Raw genomic sequence first — 22,443 nt, 5'->3', positions numbered from 1 at the left:
GCGCCCGCGCCGCCCACGTAACGTTCGCGTCGTGGCAGATCAGACAATATTTCCAGGCGGGGGCGGTGCGCCGGACCCCGGCACGGCCGGCTCCGGAACCGGACCGGGCCCCGGCGAAGCGAAACCGGACGCCGCGGTCGTCCGTGACGCGCTCGGCGTCGGCATCGCCGTCGGACTCTCCGGCTTCGCCTTCGGCGTGACCTCGGCCGGGGCGGGACTGAGCCTGTGGCAGACCTGCGCGCTCAGCCTCGCCGTCTTCACCGGTGCCTCCCAGTTCGCGCTCGTCGGCGCGCTCGCCGCGGGCGGCAACCCGTACACCGCCGCCGCCGGGGCGTTCTTCCTCGGCGTACGCAACTCGTTCTACGGACTGCGGCTGTCGCAACTGCTGGCACTCCCGAAGGCACTGCGCCCCTTCGCCGCCCAGTGGGTCATCGACGAGACGACCGCCGTGACACTGCCGCAGCCGACCCGCAGGGCCGCCCGCATCGGCTTCGCCGTCACCGGGCTGACCCTGTACGTGCTGTGGAACCTGACCACGCTGCTGGGGGCGCTCGGGGCCGAGGCGCTCGGCGACACCAGGGCGTGGGGGCTGGACGCGGCGTCGCCCGCGGTCTTCCTCGCCCTGCTCGCGCCGATGCTCAGGACCACCACCGAACGCGTCACCGCGGGGATCGCCGTCCTCCTCGCGCTCGGCCTGCTGCCCGTTCTGCCGGCGGGCGTCCCCGTGCTGCTGGCCGCGCTCGCCGCACCCGTCGTCCTCTTCCTGGACGGGCGCCGGAGAAACGGCACGCCGGTATCCGCCACCGAGGAGGGGGACCGGTGAACGTCTGGATCGCCATCGCACTGACCGCCGTGGGCTGCTACCTCGCCAAACTGCTCGGGCTGCTGGTCCCCGCCGGTGTACTGGAGCGCCCGCTCACCCGGCGGCTCGCGGCGCTGCTGCCCGTGGCCCTGCTGGCCGCCCTCACCGCACAGCAGACCTTCGGGGACGGGCACCACCTGACCCTGGACGCCAGGGCGGCCGGACTCGCCGCGGCGGCGGTCGCGCTGATCCTGCGCGCCCCCTTCCTGCTGGTCGTGGGCGCCGCGGTCGTCGTCACCGCCGCGGTACGCGCCCTCGGATAGGGCCGGACGCGGCGGGCTGAGGGGTTCCGCCCGGCCATGCATGGCCGGGCGGAACCGGGTGACGGCTCAGCCGAGGTCCCGTCCGTGGGCGCGCAGCGTCAGGAGGGCCCGGAGGGTCACGAGTGGCCGCCCCTCCAGCGCGGTCCCCGGGGCCCACTGCCGCCAGTTGACCGGCCAGCCGCCGTCGGCCTGCTGCGCGGCCGCGAGATGGTCGAGCGAGCGGGACAGCTCCTCGTCGGTGAACCATCGACGGGCGAGCGAGTCGGGCGTACGGGCGTAGTCGTACGGAAAGTGCTGCTCACCCGGCGCGTAGCCGGGCGCCACCGGGTACTCCGCGCGCCGTTCCGGGTCCAGCACCACGAGCCGCTGGTCGCGCACCAGCCGCCCCAGCCGGTCGGCCGCGGCCTCGGCCCGCGCCCGGTCGGGGGCGCCGTCCAGGAAGGCGAGTGCCGCCTCGATCTCGTACGGATGCGAGCGGTCCAGGGCCTCCACCGCGGCCCAGCAGAAGTCGGTGGCCCTGAACAGCCAGGCGTGCCAGACCGCGTTGCGGTGCAGGAGCCCGACGACGGGGCCGGTGGCCAGCAGCTCCGCCGGCGGGTGGTCGACGATCGGGATGAAGGGGGCGGCGGGATAGCCGCGCTGCGCCGGCAGCAGGGCGGGAAGCGCCCCCTCCTTGGTCGACACCTCGGTGAGGAACCGGCAGACCCGCTCCACCCGCAGTCCGTCGCAGCGCCCGATGGAATCCAGCACATTGAGCGCGTGCGCGGTGTGCAGTGGCTGACTGACGGGGCCGCGCAGATCGGGTTCGAGCCCGTGCCCGTAACCGCCGTCCTCGTTCAGATAGGCGGCGAGCGCGGTCTCCACGGCGTCCGCACCGCCGTCCAGGAAATGGTGCGCGAACCGCCGCTGCTCCAGGACGCGGGCCGTGAGCCAGATGAACTGCTCGGCACGGTTGAGGGGACTTGTTCCTGTTCCAGCCATGGACCGACCGTAGGGCGGTAAGCGCTCTCGACAAGACGGAGCGGCCCGGCTGCACTCTCAGGAGCGGGATACTGAGGTCATGCGGTTGACGATTTTCTGGGAACGGATGGCCGACCACTTCGGCGCGGCGTACGCCGACTCCTTCGCGCGCGATCACGTGATGGCCGAACTCGGCGGGCAGACCGTCCACCAGGCACTCGCGTCAGGATGGGAGACCAAGGATGTCTGGCGCGGCGTCTGTGCCGCGGTCGGCATCCCCGCCGACCAGCGCTGACCCCGGCCGGCCGACGGCCGGACCCGCGCCGTTGTCCGGGGCTGGCGGTCGTTCGTCACCGCGGTGGGTGAGACTGGGGGAGTGGCACCGACAGACGAGACAGCACAGACCCGATCGACCTCCACCCCCTCCGTCCCGCCCGCCGCGCCGGCCGACGGCGCGCGGGCACGCATGCCCGCGTGGCTGCCGCGCGCCATGGTGCTCGCCCTGGCGCTCTACGCCTGCTACCGGCTGGGCAGCTGGGCCTTCGACCAGCTCATCGGGTTGCTCATCAACGTCCTGATCGCGTTCTTCCTGGCGCTCGCCATCGAGCCGGCGGTGAGCCGGATGTCGGCACGCGGGATGCGCCGCGGCCTCGCCACCTTCCTGGTCTTCCTCGTGGTGATGATCGCCGGAGTGGGCTTCGTCGTGCTGCTCGGCTCGATGCTCGCGGGCCAGATCGTCGACATGGTCGAGGGGTTCCCGAAGTACCTGGACTCGGTGATCAACTGGGTCAACCAGACCTTCCGTACCGACCTCTCCCGGGTCGAGGTCCAGGACAGCCTGCTCCACTCCGACTGGCTGCAGAAGTACGTCCAGAACAGCGCGACCGGAGTGCTGGACATATCCACCACCGTGCTGGGCGGGCTGTTCCGGCTGCTGACGATCGCCCTGTTCTCGTTCTACTTCGCGGCCGACGGCCCCAGGCTGCGGCGGGCCCTGTGCTCCGTGCTGCCGCCCGCCCGGCAGGCGGAGGTCCTGCGTGCCTGGGAGATCGCGGTGGACAAGACCGGCGGGTACCTCTACTCGCGCGGTCTCATGGCCCTCATCTCCGGGATCGCGCACTACGTCCTGCTGGTGATCCTCGGGGTCCCCTACGCGCCTGCGCTGGCCGTGTGGGTCGGGCTCGTCTCCCAGTTCGTCCCCACGATCGGTACGTACCTGGCGGGCGCCCTGCCCATGCTGATCGCGTTCACCGTCGACCCCTGGTACGCGCTGTGGGTGCTCGGCTTCGTCGTGGTCTACCAGCAGTTCGAGAACTACGGCCTGCAGCCCAAGCTCACCTCCAGGACGGTCGACATCCACCCGGCGGTCGCCTTCGGGTCGGTCATCGCGGGTACGGCGCTGATGGGCGCCGTGGGCGCGCTGATCGCCATTCCGGCCGTCGCCACGCTCCAGGCTTTCCTCGGCGCGTACGTGAGGCGCTACGACGTCACGGACGATCCGCGGATGCACGGTCCGAACCGGCGCCGGGGAGAGCCGTTGCTCACCCGGCTGCGCCGTTCCTGGCGGGCCCCGGACCGGGAGGCGGGCACCGGGGAGGCGAGCGGCGGAAGCGGCACCGGAGGCCGGGGGGCGCCGGAGAGCGCCTGAGACCTACGACGCGGCGAAGCCGGGGGCGCGGGGCCGCTGCTCCCCTCCCGGCCCCCGGAGCCTCGCACGGCCGGGGCGGCGTGGTGCGCTTGACACTAAAATCGAACATCCATTCTCATGAGATTCCGGCCGGGGTTTCCCGGGCCCGGCCGCAGAGTTATCCACAGGCCGGGAGGACGTCGAGGCCCATTGTCAGTGGCAGGGGTTAGCGTCTTTGACGTGAAGCGATCGACTCAAGCAAATCGGGTGGAACCCATGGCAGGAACCGACCGCGAGAAGGCGCTGGACGCCGCACTCGCACAGATTGAACGGCAATTCGGCAAGGGCGCGGTGATGCGCCTCGGCGAGCGGCCGAACGAGCCCATCGAAGTGATCCCCACCGGGTCGACCGCCCTCGACGTGGCCCTCGGGGTCGGCGGCCTGCCGCGCGGCCGTGTGGTGGAGGTGTACGGGCCGGAGTCCTCCGGTAAGACGACGCTGACGCTGCACGCGGTGGCGAACGCGCAGAAGCAGGGCGGCTCGGTCGCCTTCATCGACGCGGAGCACGCCCTCGACCCCGAGTACGCGAAGAAGCTCGGTGTCGACATCGACAACCTCATCCTGTCGCAGCCGGACAACGGTGAGCAGGCCCTGGAGATCGTGGACATGCTGGTCCGCTCCGGTGCCCTCGACCTGATCGTCATCGACTCCGTCGCGGCGCTCGTGCCGCGCGCGGAGATCGAGGGTGAGATGGGCGACTCGCACGTGGGTCTCCAGGCCCGTCTGATGAGCCAGGCGCTCCGTAAGATCACCAGCGCGCTCAACCAGTCCAAGACCACCGCGATCTTCATCAACCAGCTCCGCGAGAAGATCGGTGTGATGTTCGGCTCGCCGGAGACCACGACCGGTGGCCGCGCGCTCAAGTTCTACGCCTCGGTGCGCCTGGACATCCGTCGCATCGAGACGCTGAAGGACGGCACCGACGCCGTCGGCAACCGCACCCGCGTCAAGATCGTCAAGAACAAGGTCGCGCCGCCCTTCAAGCAGGCCGAGTTCGACATCCTCTACGGCCAGGGCATCAGCCGTGAGGGCGGTCTGATCGACATGGGCGTGGAGCACGGCTTCGTCCGCAAGGCGGGAGCCTGGTACACCTACGAGGGCGACCAGCTCGGCCAGGGCAAGGAGAACGCCCGCAACTTCCTCAAGGACAACCCCGATCTCGCCAACGAGATCGAGAAGAAGATCCTGGTGAAGCTGGGCATCGGTGTCAGGCCCGAGGAGGCCGGGGCCGGTGCGGAGGCGGCGGCCGGTGCGGCTGCTCCGGCCGACAGTGCGAAGGCGGCGGCTCCGGCCGGCAAGACCAAGCCGGCCAAGACCGCGGCGGCCAAGAGCTAGGGCCTGCGCCGTGACACGTCGTACGGAGTGGCCGGCCGACGCCACCGACCCGTCCACCGGTCCCGGCCAGGGCTCTCCCACCGGGTACACGGCCGGGCCCGGGGGCGCGTACGAGCCGGAGACCGGGTTCGGCGAGGGGGCGGGCCGTGGCACCCGCTCCCGTACCAGAAGCAGCGGCTCCCCTTCCTCGTCGAGGGCCGAGAAGGGGGAGCCGCGAGACCCGGTCGAGCAGGCGCGCAACATCTGCCTGCGACTGCTCACCGGGACGCCGCGCACCCGCAAGCAGCTCGCGGACGCCCTGCGCAAGCGGGAGATCCCGGACGAGGCGGCGGAGGAAGTCCTCTCGCGCTTCGAGGACGTCGGGCTGATCGACGACGCGGCGTTCGCGGACGCCTGGGTGGAGTCCCGGCACCACGGCCGGGGCCTGGCCCGCCGGGCCCTCGTCCGCGAGCTGCGTACCAAGGGGGTCGACGCGGCGGTCATCGACGAAGCCGTCGGGCAGCTGGACTCCGAGCAGGAGGAGGCCACCGCCCGGGAGCTGGTCGCGCGGAAGCTCCGGTCCACCCGGGGCCTGGAGCGGGACAAGCGGCTGCGCCGTCTGGCGGGCATGCTCGCGCGCAAGGGATACGGGGAGGGCATGGCCCTGCGCGTGGTGCGGCAGGCGCTTGAGGAGGAGGGGGAGGACACGGAGGGGTTGGACGAGCCTTTCTGACCGGGCCGGATCGGACTGGACCGGACCCGATCCTGCCGACCGGACCAGGCCGGATCTGACGTGATCAGGCGTGCCCGGCCGTGAGGGTGGTGCGAGAGCTCGCGGGCCGAGAGGCGTGGGAGCGGCCGAGCGCGGGAGGAACGGCGATGGTCATTGCCCGGCGCGGGCGGCGCGGGTGATGGTGGCGTCGATCAGGGCGAGCGCATCTGCGGCGGTGCGGCCGGGGTAGCGGTTCCAGGGGCCGATCAGCCCGGTCCAGCCCTGGGCGCGGAGCTCGGTGATGAGCCAGGCACCGGCCCGGTCCACGGTGTCGAGGGAGCCGTGGCCCAGTCGGTGCGCGGTGAGCAGGGCGCCGCAGACGCACCGTGCGCCACGGGCGTTGCGGAGCCGGTACGGGGTGTTCTGCCAACCCCACTCGGTGAGGATTTCCCGGGCGTGGGCGAGATGGACGGAGGGCGGCACATCCGGTCGGCCGATGCGCCGCCAGGAGTGGAACCGGTCGGGGAGGACCGCACCCAGACGGCCGGGCAGCGGCCGTTCGCGCGGCGCGGGAGCGGGCAGGGCACGGACGGATTCGGCGATGAGCCGTTCGACCGGAACGGACAGCAGATCCCGCCAGTCGGCAGGCCGACGATCCGAGGAAGCGGGCCGTCCGGGGCCGGGTCGGGGAGCGGTGTCCGGGCCGGGCGGCGATACGGAGCCGGGGGCGTCCGGGTACAGGGGGTCGGGGGCCGTGATGCCCCAGCCGCTGACGATCTGCTGCCAGGCCTCGGTGTCGTGGAGGCGGGCCGCGTGGGCGTCGAGCTGGTCGGGGGTGAGGGGGAGCGCGGGGGCGGGGGTCGGCATCGGTGCGTGGTCTCCGTCATGTCGGTCCTTGGCGTCGAGGTGAATGTCGGTCGGGGAAGGGGATCGCTCCACCGGAGCGAGGCGTTCGGGTGTGTCGGTGCGACCAGGGGGGAACGGCCGACGGCAAATGGAGGTAGCCCCGAAGGCGGCGAGGGGGAGGCGGGAGGCGGCACGGGACGGGCGGAGGGTCCGGGGCTCGGATCGGAGGGCGGGCCGGGTTCCGAGGGGCCCGAGGGGCTTCGGAAGGTCCCGCGCGTGAACGGTGCGCGCCGGGCTCCAGGGCCCCACCCGCACCGTTCCGCGTGCCAGCCCCAGCCCCCTCGCGGACCGGCTTTCACTCGTCGGCTTCTCCCCGCCGGCCCTCGGGCAACCAGGTCCGCCGACTTCCGGGCCCGGTCCTCACGGCCGGCTCTCCCGTACCGGCTCTCCCGTACCGGTTCTCCTGTCCTGGTTTCCTACGTCCCGACGACGGGCAGACCCGCCGCGCGCCAAGCCTGGAAGCCGCCGATCAGGTCCGTCGCCCGGTGCAGACCCAGTTGGTGCAGGGAAGCCGCGGCCAGGCTCGACGCGTACCCCTCGTCGCAGATGACCACGATCGGGAGATCGTGGCTGACGGCCTGTTGGGCCCGGTGGCTGCCCTGCGGATCGAGCCGCCACTCCAGCTCGTTGCGCTCGACGACCAGCGCCCCCGGGATCAGTCCGTCGCGTTCCCGCAGCTCCGCGTACCGGATGTCCACGAGCAGGGCTCCGTCGGAGGCCGCAGCCGCCGCCTCGTGCGGGCCGACCCTGTCGAACCGCGACCGGACCCGTTCCAGCAGTTCGTCGATCCCGACCGGCTCCGTACCACCGTCCCGCCGGATGCCGTCGTCGCTCACGCCGCCGCTCATCGCCAGTCCTCCGGCTGCTCGATCTGCTCCAGCCGGAGCAGATCACCCGCGCGGCTGTAGCGCCGGATGCGCGGCAGCGGCGGGTAGTACGCGTGGACGGAGACGGCGTGCTCCGTGGCCGACTCGTTCAGCACCTCATGGACGTGGTGGCGGCCGAACGCGCGGCCCCGGCCGGTGGGCAGCTCCCGTGAGCGGTCGATTCCCTCGGTCAGTTCGAGGGTCTTCCAGCCGTCGGTGGGCAGCCGCGCGGCCAGGGACCGTTCCCTGAGCGTGCCCGCCGCCGTGGTGAACGCGCCGACCGAGTCGGCGTGGTCGTGCCAGCCGGTGCCGGTCCCCGGCGGCCAGCCGATCAGCCATGCCTCACTGCCACCGGGGCCGTCGAGCCGGACCCAGGTGCGGTCCTCGGGGTCGAGGGGGAGCGAGGCCACCGTCGCGGGATCGGCGGCGACGCGGCGGACGAAATCGAGGAGCTCCGCAGCGGTCGGGCCCGCACCGGTCGCGGTGCCGGAGCTACCCGTGGCGGGAACCGGTGCCGGCCGGGGCACGGAGCCCACGGAAACCGCAGGAGAAACAGAAGCCGCAGAAGGATCAGAAGCGATTGCGGGGGCCGAACCGGACGCGGGCACGGTTACGGAAGGTGACGTGGAGGAAGACACGGAGACCGTCCTGAAGGTTCGCGAGGATGCCCGTCCGCGCGGCGGGCAGCACGCACGGCGGGGCAGCGGAAAGGCGATTCAGCAGGACGGACGACACACGCAGCCCGCATAGCGGACCAGGTCCATATGGACCCTCCGCCACAGGCGCACATCGGTGTCGGTCACGTTCCGGAGTACACCATGCGCGCCTGCGGCGGTCAATTGATGTTCGCAGTCCGGTCGGGGAGTGCGGAGTCGGCCGTCGCTCCGCCGCGCACCGCCTCCGCCGCCGCGGAGAGCTCCTGCGGCCGCACGCCGCCGAACGACGTCACCAGGTGGCCGTCCGGCCGCACCAGCAGGACGGTGTGGGCCGACGCCCCGGGGTAGCTCTCGGTCACCAGCAGCTCCCCCTTCATCGGCAGCGCGTCGACCGCCTCGACCAGGCGGGGCATCACACCGGCCGTCATCCAGTGGCGCCGGTCCCACACTCCGGTACCGGGCGCCACCAGCACCACCAGCAGCCGCCCCTGCCCCAGCCGTTCCCTCAGCCACGCCGTCGTGCCGTCGGGAGCGGTGACCCGCACATCGGTCACCGGCGCACCGGGGGGCGTACGTACGGAGACGTGCGCCTCCGTACGCGCGGGCGCGAGAGGTGAAGAGGAGTACGAAGGGGGCGCGCCGAGTGGGCCGCAGCCCAGATGACCGTCGGTGAGCAGCAAGTCGTGTCCCCGGGAGCTGCCGGGAACCAGCGTCCGCAGCCCTCCGCCGCCACGCAGTATCGGCAGCGACTGGTCCGCGGCGCGCAGCCGGGCGGCGACCGCGGTCCGGCGCTCGGCCTGGTAGCTGTCGAGCAGCACGTCGGCGGCGCCGTGGTGCCATGCCTCGGCCAGCTTCCAGGCCAGGTTCTCGACGTCGCGCAGCCCCTCGTCGAGCCCCTGCGTGCCCAGCGCGCCCAGCAGATGCGCGGCGTCCCCGGCCAGGAACGCCCGGTCGGCCCGCCAGCGCAGGGCGAGCCGGTGGTGCAGGGTGTACACGCCCGTGTCCAGCAGCTCGTACGGCGGTGTCTCGCCGCACCAGCCCGCCAGGGTGTCCCGGACCCGGGTGATCAGGGCGTCCGGCGTGACCAGTTCGCCGCGCGGCGGAAGCAGCCAGTCCAGCCGCCAGACGCCGTCCGGCAGGGGACGCGCCGTCACTTCGTCGCCGCCGCTGCGCCACGGGGGCAGCCGGTGCAGTACGGCCTGCCCCGGCCAGGGAAGTTCGGTGCGCAGCGCCGCGACGGCATGCCGCTCCACCGCCGTGCGCCCGGGGAACCGGATGTCGAGGAGCTTGCGGACGGTGGACCGGGCACCGTCGCAACCCACCAGGTAACTCCCGCGCCACCAGGTCGCGTTGGGCTCCCTGGTGTGCACCGTGACCCCGGTCGCGTCCTGCTCCAGCGTGTCGATCCGGCTGTACGGGACCACCTGCACGAGCTCCTGCGCGGTGACCGCGTCCCGCAGCCCGCGGGTCAGGACGTGCTGCGGCAGATGGACGGGGGCCGGGATCCGGTCGTCCCCGACCCCGGGCGCGGCCTCGCCGAGCGCCAGCTCGCGCACCACCTGTTTGCGGCGCATCGACCGCCACCCCGACCAGCGCAGACCCTCCTGCTCCAGCGCCTTGCAGCCCAGCCGCTCCACCAGCGCGGCGGTGTCCTCGCGCAGCACCACGGTGCGCGCGGGCCGGGTTTCGTCCTTGCCCGGGTCCTCGTCGAGCAGCACACAGCGCACCCCCTGCGCCGCGAGCGCCAGCGACAGCGCGAGGCCGACCGGCCCGGCGCCGACGACGATCACCGGCTCCACGGCGCGCCTCCTCGGATCCGTACGGACGGTGCCGGGAATGCGCGGGCAACGGGGTCGGCGGACGGCGGCGGACGTGTGGCGGCGGGGGCGGGGGGCGCGATCACAGAACGTATGCAACCTACTGCCGGTGCCCGCGTCAAGCGACACCGGACGGCGCAGAGGGGCGGCGGCCGACCGGCCACCGCCCCTCGGGCGGACATCTCGACGAACCGTCAGACGGCGCGTCCGTCGTCGACGACGAGCGACGGCTCGCCGACGCTGGGCGACGCGCCTCCCGGCGCGGTGCCCTTGCTCTTCTTCGCGCGCCGGAGCCACCGCTCCAGCCAGCTCGCGAAGGAGGTGAGCGCGAAGTTCACCAGTACGAAGATCACCGCGACGATCGTGAAGCACGCGATGGTGTTGGCACCGTAGTTCGCGCTCATCGGGCGGACCGAGGCCAGCAGCTCGCTGAAGGTCATCATGGCGCCGCCGAGCGCGGTGTCCTTCATGATGACGACGAGCTGGCTGACGATCGCCGGCAGCATGGCCGTCACCGCCTGCGGCAGCAGCACGGACATCATGATCTGGCTCTTGCGCATGCCGAGGGCCTTGGCGGCCTCCGCCTGACCCTTCGGCAGGGTCTCGATCCCGGCCCGCACGATCTCCGCGAGCACCGAGAAGTTGTACAGCACCAGACCGGTCACCACGGCGTACAGCGGGCGCACATCGGTGTCGATGGTGGTGTACTCCGCGTACACCGCGTTCGCCACGATCATCAGGATGAGCACCGGCACGGCGCGGAAGAGCTCCACGACGACTCCGGCCGGAACCCGTACCCAGCGGTGGTCCGACAGCCGGCCGACACCGAACAGGGCACCCAACGGCAGCGCGATGAGCAGGGCGAAGAACGCCGCCTTGAGCGTGTTCTGGAGCCCCGGCCAGATGTACGTCTCCCATGGCTGGACGCTGGTGAAGAAGGGCTTCCACTTGATCCAGTCGAGCTGGTGCTTCTCGTTCAGGCTGGTGTAGACCCACCACACCACGGCCGCGGCGGCCAGCAAGAACAGCACCGTGTAGAGGATGTTGCGCTGCTTGGCGCGCGGCCCCTGGGCGTCGTAGAGGACGGAGCTCATCGCTTCACCGCCACCTTCTTGCTCACCCAGCCGAGGATCAGGCCGGTCGGGAGGGTCAGGACGACGAAGCCGAACGCGAAGACCAGCGAGATCAGGATCAGCTGGGCCTCGTTCTCGATCATGCCCTTCATCAGGTACGAGGCCTCGGCGACACCGATCGCGGAGGCGACCGTGGTGTTCTTCGTCAGCGCGATCAGTACGTTGGACAACGGATTGACCACCGCACGGAACGCCTGGGGAAGAATGATCAGCCGCAGTACCTGGGTGAAGCTCAGCCCGAGCGCACGTGCCGCCTCGGCCTGGCCGACCGGCACGGTGTTGATGCCCGAGCGCAGCGCCTCGCAGACGAAGGCGGCCGTGTAGGCGACCAGGGCGAGCACGGCCAGCCGGAAGTTGATGGTGTCGACCGTGTCGGCACCGAGTGAGATGGCCAGCGTCTGGTACAGCCCGAGCGACGAGAACACGATGAGCACGGTCAGCGGAATGTTCCGGACCACGTTCACGTAGGCGGTGGCGAAGCCGCGCATCAGGGGGACCGGGCTGACCTTCATTCCGGCCAGTAGCGTTCCCCATATCAGGGCGCCGAGGGCGGAGAGGACGGTGAGTTGCACCGTCACCCAGAAGGCCCCCAGCAGGTCATAACCTTCAAGAAAGTCGAACACGATCTCCCGCGCTTCCGCGTGTCGGAGGGCACGGCGCGCCGTCGGTCAAGGACGGCGCGCCCGGTCAGCCCTGCATCACTTGACGACGTTGCCGATCTTCGGGGCGGGCTCGTTCTTGTAGTTCGCCGGGCCGAAGTTGTCCTTCACGGCCTTGTCCCAGGAACCGTCCGAGACCATCTTGGTGAGCGCGTCGTTGATCTTCTTCTTGAGGTCGGCGTCACCCTTCTTCAGGCCGATGCCGTAGTTCTCGTTGGTCATCTTGAAGCCGGCCAGCTTGAACTTGCCCTGGAACTCCTTCTGGGAGGCGTAGCCCGCCAGGATGCTGTCATCGGTCGTCAGGGCGTCGATGACCTTGTTCTCCAGGCCGGTCAGGCACTCCGAGTAGCCGCCGTACTCCTGGAGCTGGGCCTTCGGCGCCAGCTTGTCGTGGACGTTCTGCGCGGAGGTCGAGCCGGTGACCGAGCACAGCTTCTTGTTGTTCAGGTCGGCCGGGGACTTGATCGAGTCGTCGTCGGCGCGGACCAGGATGTCCTGGTGGGCGAGGAGGTACGGGCCCGCGAAGTCGACCTTCTGCAGCCGCTCGTCGTTGATCGAGTAGGAGGCGGCGATGAACTTCACGTCGCCGCGGTCGATCGCGGTCTCGCGGTCGGCGCTCTTGGTCTCCTTGAAGACGATGTTCTTGGCGTCGTAGCCGAGCTCCTTGGCGACGTACGTGGCGACGTCGATGTCGAAGCCGGTGTACTTGCCGTCCGGGGTCTTCAGGCCGATACCGGGCTGGTCGATCTTGATGCCGATGGTGATCTTCTTGCCGTCGCCCGAGCCGCCGTCCTTGTCGGAACCACAGGCGGTGGCGGTGACGGCGAGAGCGAGCACGGCGGCCGAGGCGGCGGTGACCTTACGAAGCTGCATGGTGGGTTTCCCTAGGTTTGACGCGATGTGAGTGATCAGCCGGTGCGGTGCCGGTGGGCGCGGGAGCGATCAGTGGTGCAGGATCTTCGACAGGAAGTCCTTGGCCCGGTCGCTGCGCGGGTTGCTGAAGAACTGGTCGGGCGTGGCCTCTTCGACGATCTTTCCGTCGGCCATGAAGACGACCCGGTTCGCGGCCGAGCGCGCGAAGCCCATCTCATGGGTGACGACGACCATCGTCATGCCGTCCCGCGCGAGCTGCTGCATGACCTCCAGCACCTCGTTGATCATCTCCGGGTCGAGCGCCGACGTGGGCTCGTCGAAGAGGATCACCTTCGGGTCCATCGCCAACGCCCGCGCGATGGCCACACGTTGCTGCTGTCCGCCGGAGAGCTGGGCGGGGTACTTGTCGGCCTGCGTGGCCACACCCACCCGCTCCAGGAGCGAACGGGCCTTCTCCTCGGCGGCCTTCTTGTCGGTCCTGCGGACCTTGATCTGGCCCAGCATCACGTTCTCGAGCACCGTCTTGTGCGCGAAGAGATTGAACGACTGGAAGACCATGCCGACATCGGCACGCAGCCTCGCCAGCTCCTTGCCCTCCTGGGGCAGCGGCTTGCCGTCGATCGTGATGGCGCCCGAGTCGACCGTCTCCAGGCGGTTGATCGTGCGGCACAGCGTCGACTTCCCGGACCCGGACGGCCCGATCACGACCACGACCTCGCCGCGGGCGATGGTCAGATCGATGTCCTGGAGCACATGCAGCGCGCCGAAGTGCTTGTTGATGTTGCTCAGTACGACAAGGTCGTCCGCCGCGGGCGTGGCGTCCCCGGCGCCCTTCGTGACTGAATCTCCGCTCATCGGCCTCTTGCTCCGTCCTCCTCGGTTGGAAGGACCATAGGGAGGCGGTGCTACCACCGTCATTACATCTGAGCGGAAATTGAGGATAACGATGAGGACAACGATCCGGGGGCGTGCGGACACGGGGTGTGAAGGAGCGGCCCCCGGCCGCCTCCCCGGCGTACCGGCTGGATAACGGATGGCCGGATGCGGCGGCCGGGTCTTGACGCGGCGGCCCCTCATCGGAGTGGATGCCCTGGTACGTCCTGACGTGGAACACCCCGGTACGGGGAAGTGACGGGGAGCGTACCGAGACCGCACCGATCGTCCGCCGGACCGCACCGGCGCCCCGCGCATCGGCACGCCCGAAGGAGGAGGCCCGTGAGACTGCTGCTCGTCGAGGACGACAACCACGTCGCCGCGGCCCTCTCCGCCATCCTGGCCCGGCACGGCTTCCGCGTCGTGCACGCGCGCAGCGGCGAGGAGGCGCTCCAGGCGCTGCTGCCCGCCGAGACGGAGCCGTTCGGCGTGGTCCTCCTCGACCTCGGCCTGCCCGACCAGGACGGCTACGAGGTGTGCGGGAAGATCCGCAAGCGGACCTCCACCCCGGTCATCATGGTGACCGCCCGCTCCGACGTGCGCTCACGCATCCACGGGCTCAACCTCGGCGCCGACGACTACGTCGTCAAGCCGTACGACACCGGCGAACTCCTCGCCCGCATCCACGCCGTCAGCCGGCGCAACACCAGCGGCGAGGACACCGCCTCGACGCCCGTCGCCGCACTGCTCCTGGGGCATGTGCGGATCGAGCTGCCGACCCGCCGGGTCAGCGTCGACGGATCCGAAGTCCAGCTCACCCGCAAGGAGTTCGACCTGCTCGCGCTGCTCGCCCAGCGGCCCGGTGTGGTGTTCCGCCGGGAGCAGATCATCAGCGAGGTGTGGCGGACCAGCTGGGAGGGGACGGGGCGCACGCTGGAAGTGCACGTCGCCTCCCTCAGGTCCAAACTGCGGCTGCCCGCACTGATCGAGACGGTGCGCGGGGTCGGCTACCGGCTCGTCGCCCCGTCCGCGTAGAGGCGTACGTCCCAGGTGCGCACCCGGCTCCTTCCCCTGCTCATCGTGCTCATGGCCGCCGTGCTGCTCGCCCTCGGCTTCCCGCTGGCCGTCAGCGTGGCGGCGGCCCAGCAGCAGCGGGTCGTCATCGACCGCATCGACGACACGGCGCGGTTCGCCGCGCTCGCCCAGTTCATCACCGAGCGCGGGGCCGGATACGACGAGCGCCGCCGTACCCTGCGCAACGAACTCGACATCTACGCCGCGGTCTACGGCATCCGCGCCGGGGTCTTCTACCGCGACGACTCCGCCATGGCCAAGGCCCCCGCGGCCTGGCAGCTCCCGATCGAGGGGGAGGGGCGCGAGGCGTTCAAGGAGGCCCTGCTCGGCCGGCGCAGCCACGACCCGCCGCAGGTCTGGCCCTGGCAGGACGGCCGGGTCGTCGTCGCCTCACCCGTCGTACGGGACGGTGACGTCGTCGCCGTCGTGGTCCTCGACTCGCCCACCGACGAGCTGCGCGCCCGCACCCTGCGCGGCTGGCTGCTCATCGCGGCGGGCGAGGCGGTCGCGATGCTGGTGGCGGTGGGCGCCGCGATACGGCTCACCGGCTGGGTGCTGCTCCCGGTGCGGACCCTGGACGCGGCCACCCACGACATCGCCAGCGGGCGGATGCGCTCGCGGGTGGTGTCCTCCGGCGGACCGCCGGAACTCAGACGGCTGGCCCGGTCGTTCAACGAGATGGCCGACAACGTCGAGACCGTGCTGGAGCAGCAGCGCGCCTTCGTCGCCGACGCCTCGCACCAGCTGCGCAACCCCCTCGCCGCGCTGCTGCTGCGGATCGAGCTCCTCGCGCTCGAACTGCCCGAGGGCAACGAGGAGATCGCCTCCGTGCGCACCGAGGGCAAGCGCCTGGGCCAGGTCCTCGACGACCTGCTCGACCTCGCCCTGGCCGAGCACGCCGCGGCCGACCTCCAGCTCACGGACATCGGCGCGCTCACCGCGGAGCGGGTCGCGTCCTGGCGCCCGGTCGCCGAGGAGAAGGGCGTACGGCTCCGGGTGGACGGCTCGGCCGCGGTCACCGCCTGGACGGACCCCATCGCGCTCTCCAGCGCCCTGGACGCGATCGTCGACAACGCCCTGAAGTTCACCCCGGCGAAGGAGGAGGTCGTCGTCACCGTCTCGGCGGGGCCCGACGCCGTCACGGTCGTCGTCGCCGACCACGGCCCCGGCCTCACCCCGCAGGAGATGGACCGGATCGGCGACCGCTTCTGGCGCAGCACCCGGCACCAGAACATCCAGGGCTCCGGACTCGGCCTCTCCATCGCCCAGGCGCTCCTGGCGGCCGGCGGCGGCTCCGTCGGCTACGAGGCCAACGCACCGCACGGGCTGCGCGTGACGGTCACGGTGCCCCGCAACGGCCCGAACGAAAGGCCCTGAGCCGGGTCAGGGCTTGACCGAGCGGTAGTAGCGGCTGGCGCCCTCGTGCAGCGGCAGCGGATCGGTGTAGATCGCGGTCCGCAGGTCCACCAGCTGCGCCGCGTGCACCTCGCGCCCGATCCGGTCCCGGCTGTCGATCACGGTCCGGGTGAACGCCTCGGTCAGCGCCGCGTTCGAACGCTCCGTGGTCACCAGCACATTGGCGACCGCGACCGTCGGCACGGCCTGGCCCTGCTGCACATTGCGGTACGCGTCGGCGGGCATCGTGGCCGAACGGTAGTAGCGCGCGGAGCCGCCCGCCGCCTGGAGCTCCTTGACGAGCGCGGCCTCCAGCGGCACCAGCCGGATCCGGAACCTGTTCGACAGCTCCTGCACGGCGGTGGTGGGCAGCCCGCCGGACCAGAAGAAGGCCTCCAGCCGCCCGCTCTCCAGCTCCGCGGGCATGGTGTCGATGCCCGAGGGGACCGGCACCACGTCGTGCGCGGGGTCGAGCCCCGCCGCCGTCATCAGCCGGTCGGCGACCAGCCGGACCCCCGAGCCCTCCTGCCCCACCCCGACCCGCTTGCCGCGCAGATCGGCGACCCGGCGCACATCGGAGTCGCGCGGCACGACCAGCTGGATGTAGTCGTCGTACAGCCGCACACAGCCCCGCAGCGTGTTGGCGCCGGGCTTGCCGTCGCGCAGATAGGTGGCGAGGGCGTCGGCGGTGGCGATGGTGAAGTCCGCCCGGCCGGTCGCCACCCGCGCGATGTTCTGCTGCGAACCCTCGCTGGTCTGCAGTTCTATCGACACCTTGGGCAGGTCGCGGGCGAGATCCCCCATCAGACGCTCGCCGTAGCGCTGGTAGACGCCGCTGCGGACACCGGTGCTGAAGGTCAGCGTGCCGGTCGGCGCGGGCGTCCCGAACGGCGCCAGCCACCACAGCAGCAGCCCGGACACGACGACGGCGGCGGCGCACGCCTGGAGAACACGTCGTCCGCCGACGCGGGAGAGGGCCTGGAGCATGGCGCGATCCTGCCAGCCCGTCCCCGCGATGACCAGGGCCGTCGCCCAGCGGTCGGGTATCCCACACGGGGGCGGTCGGCGCAGCCCTTACCCTTGACGGGTGAGCGGCAACGACGTGGCTGGTGGAGTAGTGGACGGTTTGAAGACGTACGAGGTGCGCACCTACGGGTGCCAGATGAACGTCCACGACTCCGAGCGGCTGTCCGGGCTGCTGGAGGGCGCCGGGTACGTACGGGCCGCCGAGGGCTCGGACGGCGACGCCGACGTCGTCGTCTTCAACACCTGCGCGGTGCGGGAGAACGCCGACAACAAGCTCTACGGGAACCTCGGCCGCCTCGCCCCCATGAAGACCAGGCGCCCCGGCATGCAGATCGCCGTCGGCGGCTGCCTGGCGCAGAAGGACCGCGACACCATCGTCCAGCGCGCCCCCTGGGTCGACGTCGTCTTCGGTACGCACAACATCGGCAAGCTGCCCGTCCTGCTGGAGCGCGCCCGCATCCAGGAGGAGGCGCAGATCGAGATCGCCGAATCCCTGGAGGCGTTCCCCTCCACGCTCCCCACCCGCCGCGAGTCCGCGTACGCGGCATGGGTCTCGATCTCCGTCGGCTGCAACAACACCTGCACCTTCTGCATCGTCCCCGCGCTCCGCGGCAAGGAGAAGGACCGCCGCACCGGCGACATCCTCGCCGAGATCGAGGCCCTGGTCGCCGAGGGCGTCTCCGAGATCACCCTGCTCGGCCAGAACGTGAACGCGTACGGCTCCGACATCGGTGACCGCGAGGCGTTCTCCAAGCTGCTCCGCGCCTGCGGGCGGATCGAGGGGCTGGAGCGGGTCCGCTTCACCTCGCCGCACCCCCGCGACTTCACGGACGACGTGATCGCCGCGATGGCCGAGACCCCCAACGTGATGCCGCAGCTCCACATGCCGCTCCAGTCGGGCTCCGACACCGTCCTCAAGGCGATGCGCCGCTCCTACCGGCAGGAACGCTTCCTGGGCATCATCGAGAAGGTGCGCGCCGCGATGCCGGACGCCGCCATCTCCACCGACATCATCGTGGGCTTCCCCGGCGAGACCGAGGAGGACTTCGAGCAGACCATGCACACGGTCCGCGAGGCACGGTTCGCCAACGCCTTCACCTTCCAGTACTCCAAGCGCCCCGGGACGCCCGCCGCCGAGATGGCGGACCAGATCCCCAAGGAGGTCGTGCAGGAGCGCTACATGCGGCTGTCGGCGCTCCAGGAGGAGATCTCCTGGGAGGAGAACAAGAAGCAGGTCGGCCGGACCCTGGAGATCATGGTCGCGGAGGGCGAGGGCCGCAAGGACGGTGCCACCCACCGCCTCTCCGGCCGTGCCCCCGACAACCGCCTGGTCCACTTCACCAAGCCGGACGGAGAGGTGCGCCCCGGCGACGTGGTGACCGTCGAGATCACCTACGCCGCCCCGCACCACCTGCTCGCCGAGGGCTCCCCGGTCGCCGTGCGGCGCACCCGCGCCGGGGACGCCTGGGAGAAGCGCAACGCCGCCGAGGCCGCCAAGCCCGCCGGAGTGATGCTCGGGCTGCCGGGCATCGGGGCCCCCGCGCCGCTGCCCGCCGCCACGGCCCCCGGCTGCGGCTGCGACTGACCCGACGGGACGCGGCGGCGGAGCTTCGGGGCCACGCAGTACGCTGCCCCCCATGCTTGTCGCCGCCGCAGTCTGCCCCTGCCCGCCCCTGCTGGTGCCCGAGGTCGCCGCCGGAGCCGCCCCCGAGCTCGACGCCGTACGGGACGCCTGCGCCGAGGCCGTCGACGTGCTCGCCGCCGCCCGCCCCGACCTGCTGGTCGTGGTCGGGCCCGCCGACCCCTCGGGGCGCGGCCCGCACCCGGAAGGGGCCACCGGCAGCTTCCGGGGCTTCGGCGTCGACCTCGGCGTACGGCTCGGACGCGAGGCGGAAGAGGGCGCGTCCCCGTCGCTCCCGCCGTCCCTGGCGGTCGGCGCCTGGCTGCTGTCCCGGGCGGGGTGGACGGGCGGGCCGGTCGAGGGCCTGGGGGTGGAGCAGCGGCTGGAGACCGGCCGCTGCGTGGACGCGGGGCGGGAGCTGGCCGCCCGCGCGGACCGGGTCGCGCTGCTCGTGATGGGCGACGGCAGCGCCTGCCGCACGCTCAAGGCGCCCGGCTACCTGGACGAGCGCGCCGAGCCCTTCGACGCGGCCGCCGCCCGTGCGCTGGGCGCGGCGGACCCCGAGGCGCTGATCGCGCTGGACGCGACCCTGGCGCACGAGCTCAAGGCGGCGGGCCGGGCCCCCTGGCAGGTGCTCGCGGGCGCGGCGCGGGGGGCCGGGCTCACCGGACGGCTGCTGCGCGAGGAGGCGCCGTACGGCGTGGGCTATCTGGTCGCCGCCTGGTCCTGAGCCCGGAGGGCGGGGAACACACCGGCGGACGGCCGGGCGGGCCACCGCCGGGCCGTCCACCGGTCCTGTCGGGTCCTCGGCTCAGGAGGCGGGCGGCGTGCCGCCCTCGTTCTTGTGGGCCAGGCGCTCGACCGCGTCCTTGGCCTTCTGTGTACCCGACTCGATCTTGTCGCTGTACTTGCCCTTGGTCTTCTCGTCGACCGTCCGCGCGGCCTTCTCGAGCCCCTGGTCGATCTTGCCCCCGTGCTGCTGCGCGAGTTCGCCGACCTTTTCCTTGGCGGGGCCCAGCTTCGCCTTCAAATTGTCCAGGAAGCCCATCAGGCACCTTCTCTGCTGGGGGACTGTGGCCGGATGCTTCTTCGGAACTGTGAAAAAAACACCCATACGTATCCGCATTCTACTGGTGTGCGCAGGTGAGCGCGTTGTCCGGGGTCGCGGGGCAGGGCGGCCGGAGCGCACTCGTTCGGGATGCGGTCGGAGGTTTGCGAGACTGTGGCGGTGACAAGCTCAGCTCCCGCCCCGCGGGTCATCACCGTCGTCGGCCCCACGGCGGCCGGAAAGTCCGACCTGGGCGTCTTCCTCGCCCAGCAGCTCGACGGCGAGGTCGTCAACGCCGACTCCATGCAGCTCTACCGGGGCATGGACATCGGCACCGCGAAGCTGACCCCCGCCGAGCGCTGCTCCGTCCCCCACCACCTGCTGGACATCTGGGACGTCACCGAGGCCGCCAGCGTCGCCGAGTACCAGCGCCTGGCCCGCGCCGAGATCGACCGGCTGCTGGCCGCCGGCCGCACCCCGATCCTGGTCGGCGGCTCCGGCCTCTATGTGAAGGGCGCCATCGACGCCCTGGAGTTCCCCGGCACCGATCCGGAGGTCCGGGCCGCCCTGGAGGCCGAACTGGCCGAGCGCGGCCCCGGCGCGCTGCACGCCCGCCTCGCCGCCGCCGACCCCGGGGCGGGCCGCGCCATCCTGCCGAGCAACGGCCGCCGCATCGTCCGGGCCCTCGAAGTCATCGAGATCACCGGCAAACCCTTCACCGCCCACCTCCCCGGCGAGGAGCCGGTCTACGACACCGTCCAGATCGGCGTCGACGTGGCCCGCCCCGAACTCGACGAACGGATCACCCTCAGGGTCGACCGGATGTGGGACGCCGGACTCGTGGCCGAGGTGCGGGCCCTGGAGGCGCGGGGACTGCGCGAGGGGCGGACCGCCTCCCGGGCCCTGGGCTACCAGCAGGTGCTCGCCGCGCTGGCCGGGGAGTGCACCGAGGACGAGGCCCGGACCGAGACCGTCCGCGCCACCAAGCGGTTCGCCCGCCGGCAGGATTCGTGGTTCCGCCGCGACCCGCGGGTCCACTGGCTGAGCGGCGGGGCCGAGGACCGCGGGGAACTCCCGGACCGTGCGCTGGCGTTGGTCGAACGAGCGGTTACAGCCTGATCACGTGATGGCATCGGGAAGCCCTGGCCGTCATTTCGGTGCCCCGGAGCGTGCCATCATCGAGCATCGATCGACCAGTGGAGTCCGAGTTGGGAGGGCGCGTGGCGATGGAGGCCGGCCCTCACGACACTGAACAGGACGTACCGGACGCGCTGCACGGAGCGGCGGGTCTGAGCCCCGACGGGCCGGACGAGCTCGAAACGACCCCCGAGGTCGAGGTCGAGCTGCGGCCCGCGCGCCGGCTGCGCATCTGGCAGCTGGCCCCGATCGTGATGCTCGCCGCGGTGGGCTCGCTGATGTTCGCCTTCCCGCTGGCCTTCGAGTTCGGCGACGGCGGCGCGGTCGTCGCCATGCTCGGCCTCCTCCTCAGCGGCTGCGCCGCGGGCTGGGGCATGATGGCCGCCCGCCGGGTGGGGTACACCTGGCCGGGGCTGGCGCAACGCGGATCCGGCGAGCGGTCCGACTGGCGGGTGGTCGCCCTGTACGTGGTCGTCTGCGGCACGCTGGTCGCGCTGGCGATCTGGCGGGTGGCCCGGCTGCGCTGACCCGCGCCCCGGCCTCCCGAGGGCCGGGAGGCCGTCACCCGCCCCCGTTCCGTACAGTTGTTTTCGTGAGCACCTCGCAGATCGCCTTCCTCAAGGGTCACGGCACCGAGAACGACTTCGTGATCATCCCCGACCCGGACAACGGGCTCGACCTGCCCGCCGCCGCGGTCGCCCGGCTCTGCGACCGCCGCGCCGGAATCGGCGGCGACGGGGTGCTGCACGTCGTACGGTCCGCCGCGCACCCCGAGGCGCGGGGCATGGCGGACGAGGCCGAGTGGTTCATGGACTACCGCAACGCCGACGGCTCGATCGCCGAGATGTGCGGCAACGGGGTACGGGTCTTCGCCCACTACCTCCAGCGCGCCGGACACGTCGAGGCGGGCGACCTGGCCGTGGCGACCCGGGGCGGCGTCAAGAAGGTCCACATCGCCAAGGACGGCGCCATCACGGTCTCCATGGGGCGCGCGCTGCTGCCCGGGGACGGGGTCACCGTCACCCTCGACGGCCGCAGCTGGCCCGCCCGCAACGTGAACATGGGCAACCCCCACGCGGTCGCCTTCGTCGAGGACCTGGCCCACGCCGGGGACCTGCTCTCCGTGCCGCCCTACAGCCCCGCGGCGGTCTACCCCGAGGGCGTGAACATCGAGTTCGTGGTGGACCGGGGGCCGCGCCACGTCGCGATGCGGGTCCACGAGCGCGGTTCCGGCGAGACCCGCTCCTGCGGCACGGGCGCCTGCGCGGTGGCCGTCGCCGCGGCCCGCCGGGACGGCGCCGACCCCGCGCGGACCGGCACCCCGGCCACGTACACCGTCGACCTGCCCGGCGGCACACTCGTGATCACCGAACTGCCGGACGGCGAGATCGAGATGACCGGACCGGCCGAGATCGTCGCCGAGGGGCACCTCGACCCCGCCTGGTACGAGGCGCTGACCGGCTGACCGGGAGGGCGCGCGAGCCCGGTCCGGACCAAACAACGGGCTTTGGATCTTCGCTCGAACGGGTGATCCGTTTCACGCTGGGCGAGAGCGGCACTC

The 22,443-nt window shown here is 71.8% G+C and carries 25 protein-coding genes; 13 read left to right on the top strand and 12 right to left on the bottom strand.

All coding sequences use genetic code 11. The features are described 5' to 3' along the window. The first annotated feature begins 31 nt into the window (after nt 1–31). Together ACWC97_RS11370 and ACWC97_RS11365 are read left to right on the top strand one after the other, a co-directional pair. Nucleotides 32–823 carry an AzlC family ABC transporter permease gene (locus ACWC97_RS11370; RefSeq protein WP_352279572.1) on the top strand — a complete coding sequence of 264 codons (792 nt, stop codon included), beginning with the start codon at nt 32–34 and terminating at the stop codon, nt 821–823. After that, a complete protein-coding gene (locus ACWC97_RS11365; protein ID WP_352279570.1) occupies nt 820–1,125 on the top strand; it encodes an AzlD domain-containing protein in 306 nt (101 codons plus the stop codon). The genes ACWC97_RS11370 and ACWC97_RS11365 overlap by 4 nt, the downstream gene beginning before the upstream one ends. Before the next feature lie 66 nt (nt 1,126–1,191). Here the strand turns inward: ACWC97_RS11365 and ACWC97_RS11360 are convergent, their stop codons facing one another. Beyond that, nucleotides 1,192–2,106 (bottom strand): hypothetical protein, encoded by a 915-nt coding sequence (locus ACWC97_RS11360; RefSeq protein WP_352279568.1) that lies wholly within the window; start codon nt 2,104–2,106, stop codon nt 1,192–1,194. A gap of 79 nt (nt 2,107–2,185) precedes the next feature. Here ACWC97_RS11360 and ACWC97_RS11355 point away from each other — a divergent pair, with 79 nt between their 5' ends. The 4 genes from ACWC97_RS11355 (at nt 2,186) to recX (ending at nt 5,819) form a co-directional block, all read left to right on the top strand. Continuing rightward, nucleotides 2,186–2,380 (top strand): DUF3046 domain-containing protein, encoded by a 195-nt coding sequence (locus ACWC97_RS11355; RefSeq protein ID WP_352279566.1) that lies wholly within the window; start codon nt 2,186–2,188, stop codon nt 2,378–2,380. 171 nt (nt 2,381–2,551) lie between these two features. Next, on the top strand, nt 2,552–3,733 hold the full coding sequence (locus ACWC97_RS11350) for an AI-2E family transporter (RefSeq protein WP_352279601.1): 1,182 nt from the start codon (nt 2,552–2,554) through the stop codon (nt 3,731–3,733). 255 nt (nt 3,734–3,988) lie between these two features. Continuing rightward, entirely contained in the window at nt 3,989–5,107 is a 1,119-nt protein-coding gene (recA, locus tag ACWC97_RS11345) for a recombinase RecA (RefSeq protein WP_352279564.1), read from the top strand. A gap of 10 nt (nt 5,108–5,117) precedes the next feature. Next, a complete protein-coding gene (gene recX, locus ACWC97_RS11340) occupies nt 5,118–5,819 on the top strand; it encodes a recombination regulator RecX (RefSeq protein WP_385205285.1) in 702 nt (233 codons plus the stop codon). 150 nt (nt 5,820–5,969) lie between these two features. Here the strand turns inward: recX and ACWC97_RS11335 are convergent, their stop codons facing one another. From ACWC97_RS11335 to ACWC97_RS11295, 9 genes are all read right to left on the bottom strand, one after another. Then, nucleotides 5,970–6,665, bottom strand: a complete 696-nt coding sequence (locus ACWC97_RS11335) for a DUF6197 family protein (protein ID WP_450648779.1) — start codon at nt 6,663–6,665, stop codon at nt 5,970–5,972. Nucleotides 6,666–7,120: 455 nt separating this feature from the next. Beyond that, nucleotides 7,121–7,552: a rhodanese-like domain-containing protein gene (locus tag ACWC97_RS11330; RefSeq protein ID WP_450648777.1), complete on the bottom strand. Its 432-nt coding sequence runs from the start codon at nt 7,550–7,552 to the stop codon at nt 7,121–7,123. After that, nucleotides 7,549–8,097, bottom strand: coding sequence for a cupin domain-containing protein (locus tag ACWC97_RS11325; protein ID WP_352279558.1), 549 nt, complete (start codon nt 8,095–8,097; stop codon nt 7,549–7,551). The genes ACWC97_RS11330 and ACWC97_RS11325 overlap by 4 nt, the downstream gene beginning before the upstream one ends. A 189-nt stretch (nt 8,098–8,286) precedes the next feature. Further along, complete coding sequence (locus ACWC97_RS11320; RefSeq protein WP_309544753.1) at nt 8,287–8,358, bottom strand: putative leader peptide; 72 nt, start codon at nt 8,356–8,358, stop codon at nt 8,287–8,289. Nucleotides 8,359–8,405: 47 nt separating this feature from the next. Then, the gene (locus ACWC97_RS11315) at nt 8,406–10,025 is read right to left on the bottom strand and encodes an FAD-dependent monooxygenase (protein WP_450648775.1); all 1,620 of its coding nucleotides are present in this window, start codon (nt 10,023–10,025) and stop codon (nt 8,406–8,408) included. 212 nt (nt 10,026–10,237) lie between these two features. Next, on the bottom strand, nt 10,238–11,137 hold the full coding sequence (locus ACWC97_RS11310) for an amino acid ABC transporter permease (RefSeq protein ID WP_450648773.1): 900 nt from the start codon (nt 11,135–11,137) through the stop codon (nt 10,238–10,240). After that, on the bottom strand, nt 11,134–11,799 hold the full coding sequence (locus ACWC97_RS11305; protein ID WP_352279553.1) for an amino acid ABC transporter permease: 666 nt from the start codon (nt 11,797–11,799) through the stop codon (nt 11,134–11,136). Before ACWC97_RS11305 ends, ACWC97_RS11310 begins: the two co-directional genes overlap by 4 nt. Nucleotides 11,800–11,874: 75 nt before the next feature. Beyond that, on the bottom strand, nt 11,875–12,708 hold the full coding sequence (locus ACWC97_RS11300; RefSeq protein ID WP_450648771.1) for a glutamate ABC transporter substrate-binding protein: 834 nt from the start codon (nt 12,706–12,708) through the stop codon (nt 11,875–11,877). 69 nt (nt 12,709–12,777) lie between these two features. Continuing rightward, on the bottom strand, nt 12,778–13,563 hold the full coding sequence (locus tag ACWC97_RS11295; protein ID WP_352279549.1) for an amino acid ABC transporter ATP-binding protein: 786 nt from the start codon (nt 13,561–13,563) through the stop codon (nt 12,778–12,780). Nucleotides 13,564–13,923: 360 nt separating this feature from the next. Here ACWC97_RS11295 and ACWC97_RS11290 point away from each other — a divergent pair, with 360 nt between their 5' ends. Both ACWC97_RS11290 and ACWC97_RS11285 read left to right on the top strand, forming a co-directional pair. Beyond that, nucleotides 13,924–14,616: a response regulator transcription factor gene (locus ACWC97_RS11290; protein WP_352279548.1), complete on the top strand. Its 693-nt coding sequence runs from the start codon at nt 13,924–13,926 to the stop codon at nt 14,614–14,616. A gap of 15 nt (nt 14,617–14,631) precedes the next feature. After that, the gene (locus tag ACWC97_RS11285) at nt 14,632–16,032 is read left to right on the top strand and encodes a sensor histidine kinase (protein ID WP_352279547.1); all 1,401 of its coding nucleotides are present in this window, start codon (nt 14,632–14,634) and stop codon (nt 16,030–16,032) included. Between the two features lie 6 nt (nt 16,033–16,038). On the opposite strand, the gene ACWC97_RS11280 is transcribed toward ACWC97_RS11285, so the two are convergent. Further along, nucleotides 16,039–17,037 carry a TAXI family TRAP transporter solute-binding subunit gene (locus tag ACWC97_RS11280; protein WP_352279546.1) on the bottom strand — a complete coding sequence of 333 codons (999 nt, stop codon included), beginning with the start codon at nt 17,035–17,037 and terminating at the stop codon, nt 16,039–16,041. A gap of 130 nt (nt 17,038–17,167) precedes the next feature. On the opposite strand from ACWC97_RS11280, the gene miaB reads away from it, so the two are divergent. Next, a complete protein-coding gene (miaB, locus tag ACWC97_RS11275; protein ID WP_450648824.1) occupies nt 17,168–18,661 on the top strand; it encodes a tRNA (N6-isopentenyl adenosine(37)-C2)-methylthiotransferase MiaB in 1,494 nt (497 codons plus the stop codon). 52 nt (nt 18,662–18,713) lie between these two features. Further along, complete coding sequence (locus tag ACWC97_RS11270; RefSeq protein ID WP_450648768.1) at nt 18,714–19,427, top strand: class III extradiol dioxygenase subunit B-like domain-containing protein; 714 nt, start codon at nt 18,714–18,716, stop codon at nt 19,425–19,427. An 81-nt stretch (nt 19,428–19,508) separates the two neighbouring features. Here ACWC97_RS11270 and ACWC97_RS11265 read toward each other — a convergent pair whose 3' ends face one another. After that, nucleotides 19,509–19,745 carry an antitoxin gene (locus ACWC97_RS11265; protein ID WP_352279543.1) on the bottom strand — a complete coding sequence of 79 codons (237 nt, stop codon included), beginning with the start codon at nt 19,743–19,745 and terminating at the stop codon, nt 19,509–19,511. Nucleotides 19,746–19,925: 180 nt separating this feature from the next. Between ACWC97_RS11265 and miaA the strand changes: the two genes are divergently transcribed. The 3 genes from miaA to dapF all read left to right on the top strand — a co-directional run bounded on the left by miaA (nt 19,926) and on the right by dapF (nt 22,347). Next, entirely contained in the window at nt 19,926–20,864 is a 939-nt protein-coding gene (miaA, locus tag ACWC97_RS11260) for a tRNA (adenosine(37)-N6)-dimethylallyltransferase MiaA (protein ID WP_352279542.1), read from the top strand. Between the two features lie 107 nt (nt 20,865–20,971). Further along, nucleotides 20,972–21,409, top strand: a complete 438-nt coding sequence (locus ACWC97_RS11255) for a hypothetical protein (protein WP_450648822.1) — start codon at nt 20,972–20,974, stop codon at nt 21,407–21,409. Nucleotides 21,410–21,474: 65 nt separating this feature from the next. Beyond that, complete coding sequence (gene dapF / locus ACWC97_RS11250) at nt 21,475–22,347, top strand: diaminopimelate epimerase (protein ID WP_385205323.1); 873 nt, start codon at nt 21,475–21,477, stop codon at nt 22,345–22,347. The last annotated feature ends 96 nt before the right edge of the window (nt 22,348–22,443 follow it).

The sequence above is a fragment of the Streptomyces sp. NPDC001108 genome (assembly GCF_053598535.1).
The sequence above is the reverse complement of the archived record's forward strand: the minus strand, read 5'-3'. Positions and strand labels throughout refer to the sequence as shown.

Bases quoted from the DNA above. Each gene is read 5' to 3' on its own strand.
- ACWC97_RS11360 (WP_352279568.1), bottom strand. From the start codon at position 2,106: ATGGCTGGAACAGGAACAAGTCCCCTCAACCGTGCCGAGCAGTTCATC.
- ACWC97_RS11355 (WP_352279566.1), top strand. From the start codon at position 2,186: ATGCGGTTGACGATTTTCTGGGAACGGATGGCCGACCACTTCGGCGCG.
- ACWC97_RS11350 (WP_352279601.1), top strand. From the start codon at position 2,552: ATGCCCGCGTGGCTGCCGCGCGCCATGGTGCTCGCCCTGGCGCTCTAC.
- recA (WP_352279564.1), top strand. From the start codon at position 3,989: ATGGCAGGAACCGACCGCGAGAAGGCGCTGGACGCCGCACTCGCACAG.
- ACWC97_RS11335 (WP_450648779.1), bottom strand. From the start codon at position 6,665: ATGCCGACCCCCGCCCCCGCGCTCCCCCTCACCCCCGACCAGCTCGAC.
- ACWC97_RS11330 (WP_450648777.1), bottom strand. From the start codon at position 7,552: ATGAGCGGCGGCGTGAGCGACGACGGCATCCGGCGGGACGGTGGTACG.
- ACWC97_RS11310 (WP_450648773.1), bottom strand. From the start codon at position 11,137: ATGAGCTCCGTCCTCTACGACGCCCAGGGGCCGCGCGCCAAGCAGCGC.
- ACWC97_RS11300 (WP_450648771.1), bottom strand. From the start codon at position 12,708: ATGCAGCTTCGTAAGGTCACCGCCGCCTCGGCCGCCGTGCTCGCTCTC.
- ACWC97_RS11295 (WP_352279549.1), bottom strand. From the start codon at position 13,563: ATGAGCGGAGATTCAGTCACGAAGGGCGCCGGGGACGCCACGCCCGCG.
- ACWC97_RS11280 (WP_352279546.1), bottom strand. From the start codon at position 17,037: ATGCTCCAGGCCCTCTCCCGCGTCGGCGGACGACGTGTTCTCCAGGCG.
- ACWC97_RS11270 (WP_450648768.1), top strand. From the start codon at position 18,714: ATGCTTGTCGCCGCCGCAGTCTGCCCCTGCCCGCCCCTGCTGGTGCCC.
- ACWC97_RS11265 (WP_352279543.1), bottom strand. From the start codon at position 19,745: ATGGGCTTCCTGGACAATTTGAAGGCGAAGCTGGGCCCCGCCAAGGAA.
- ACWC97_RS11255 (WP_450648822.1), top strand. From the start codon at position 20,972: ATGGAGGCCGGCCCTCACGACACTGAACAGGACGTACCGGACGCGCTG.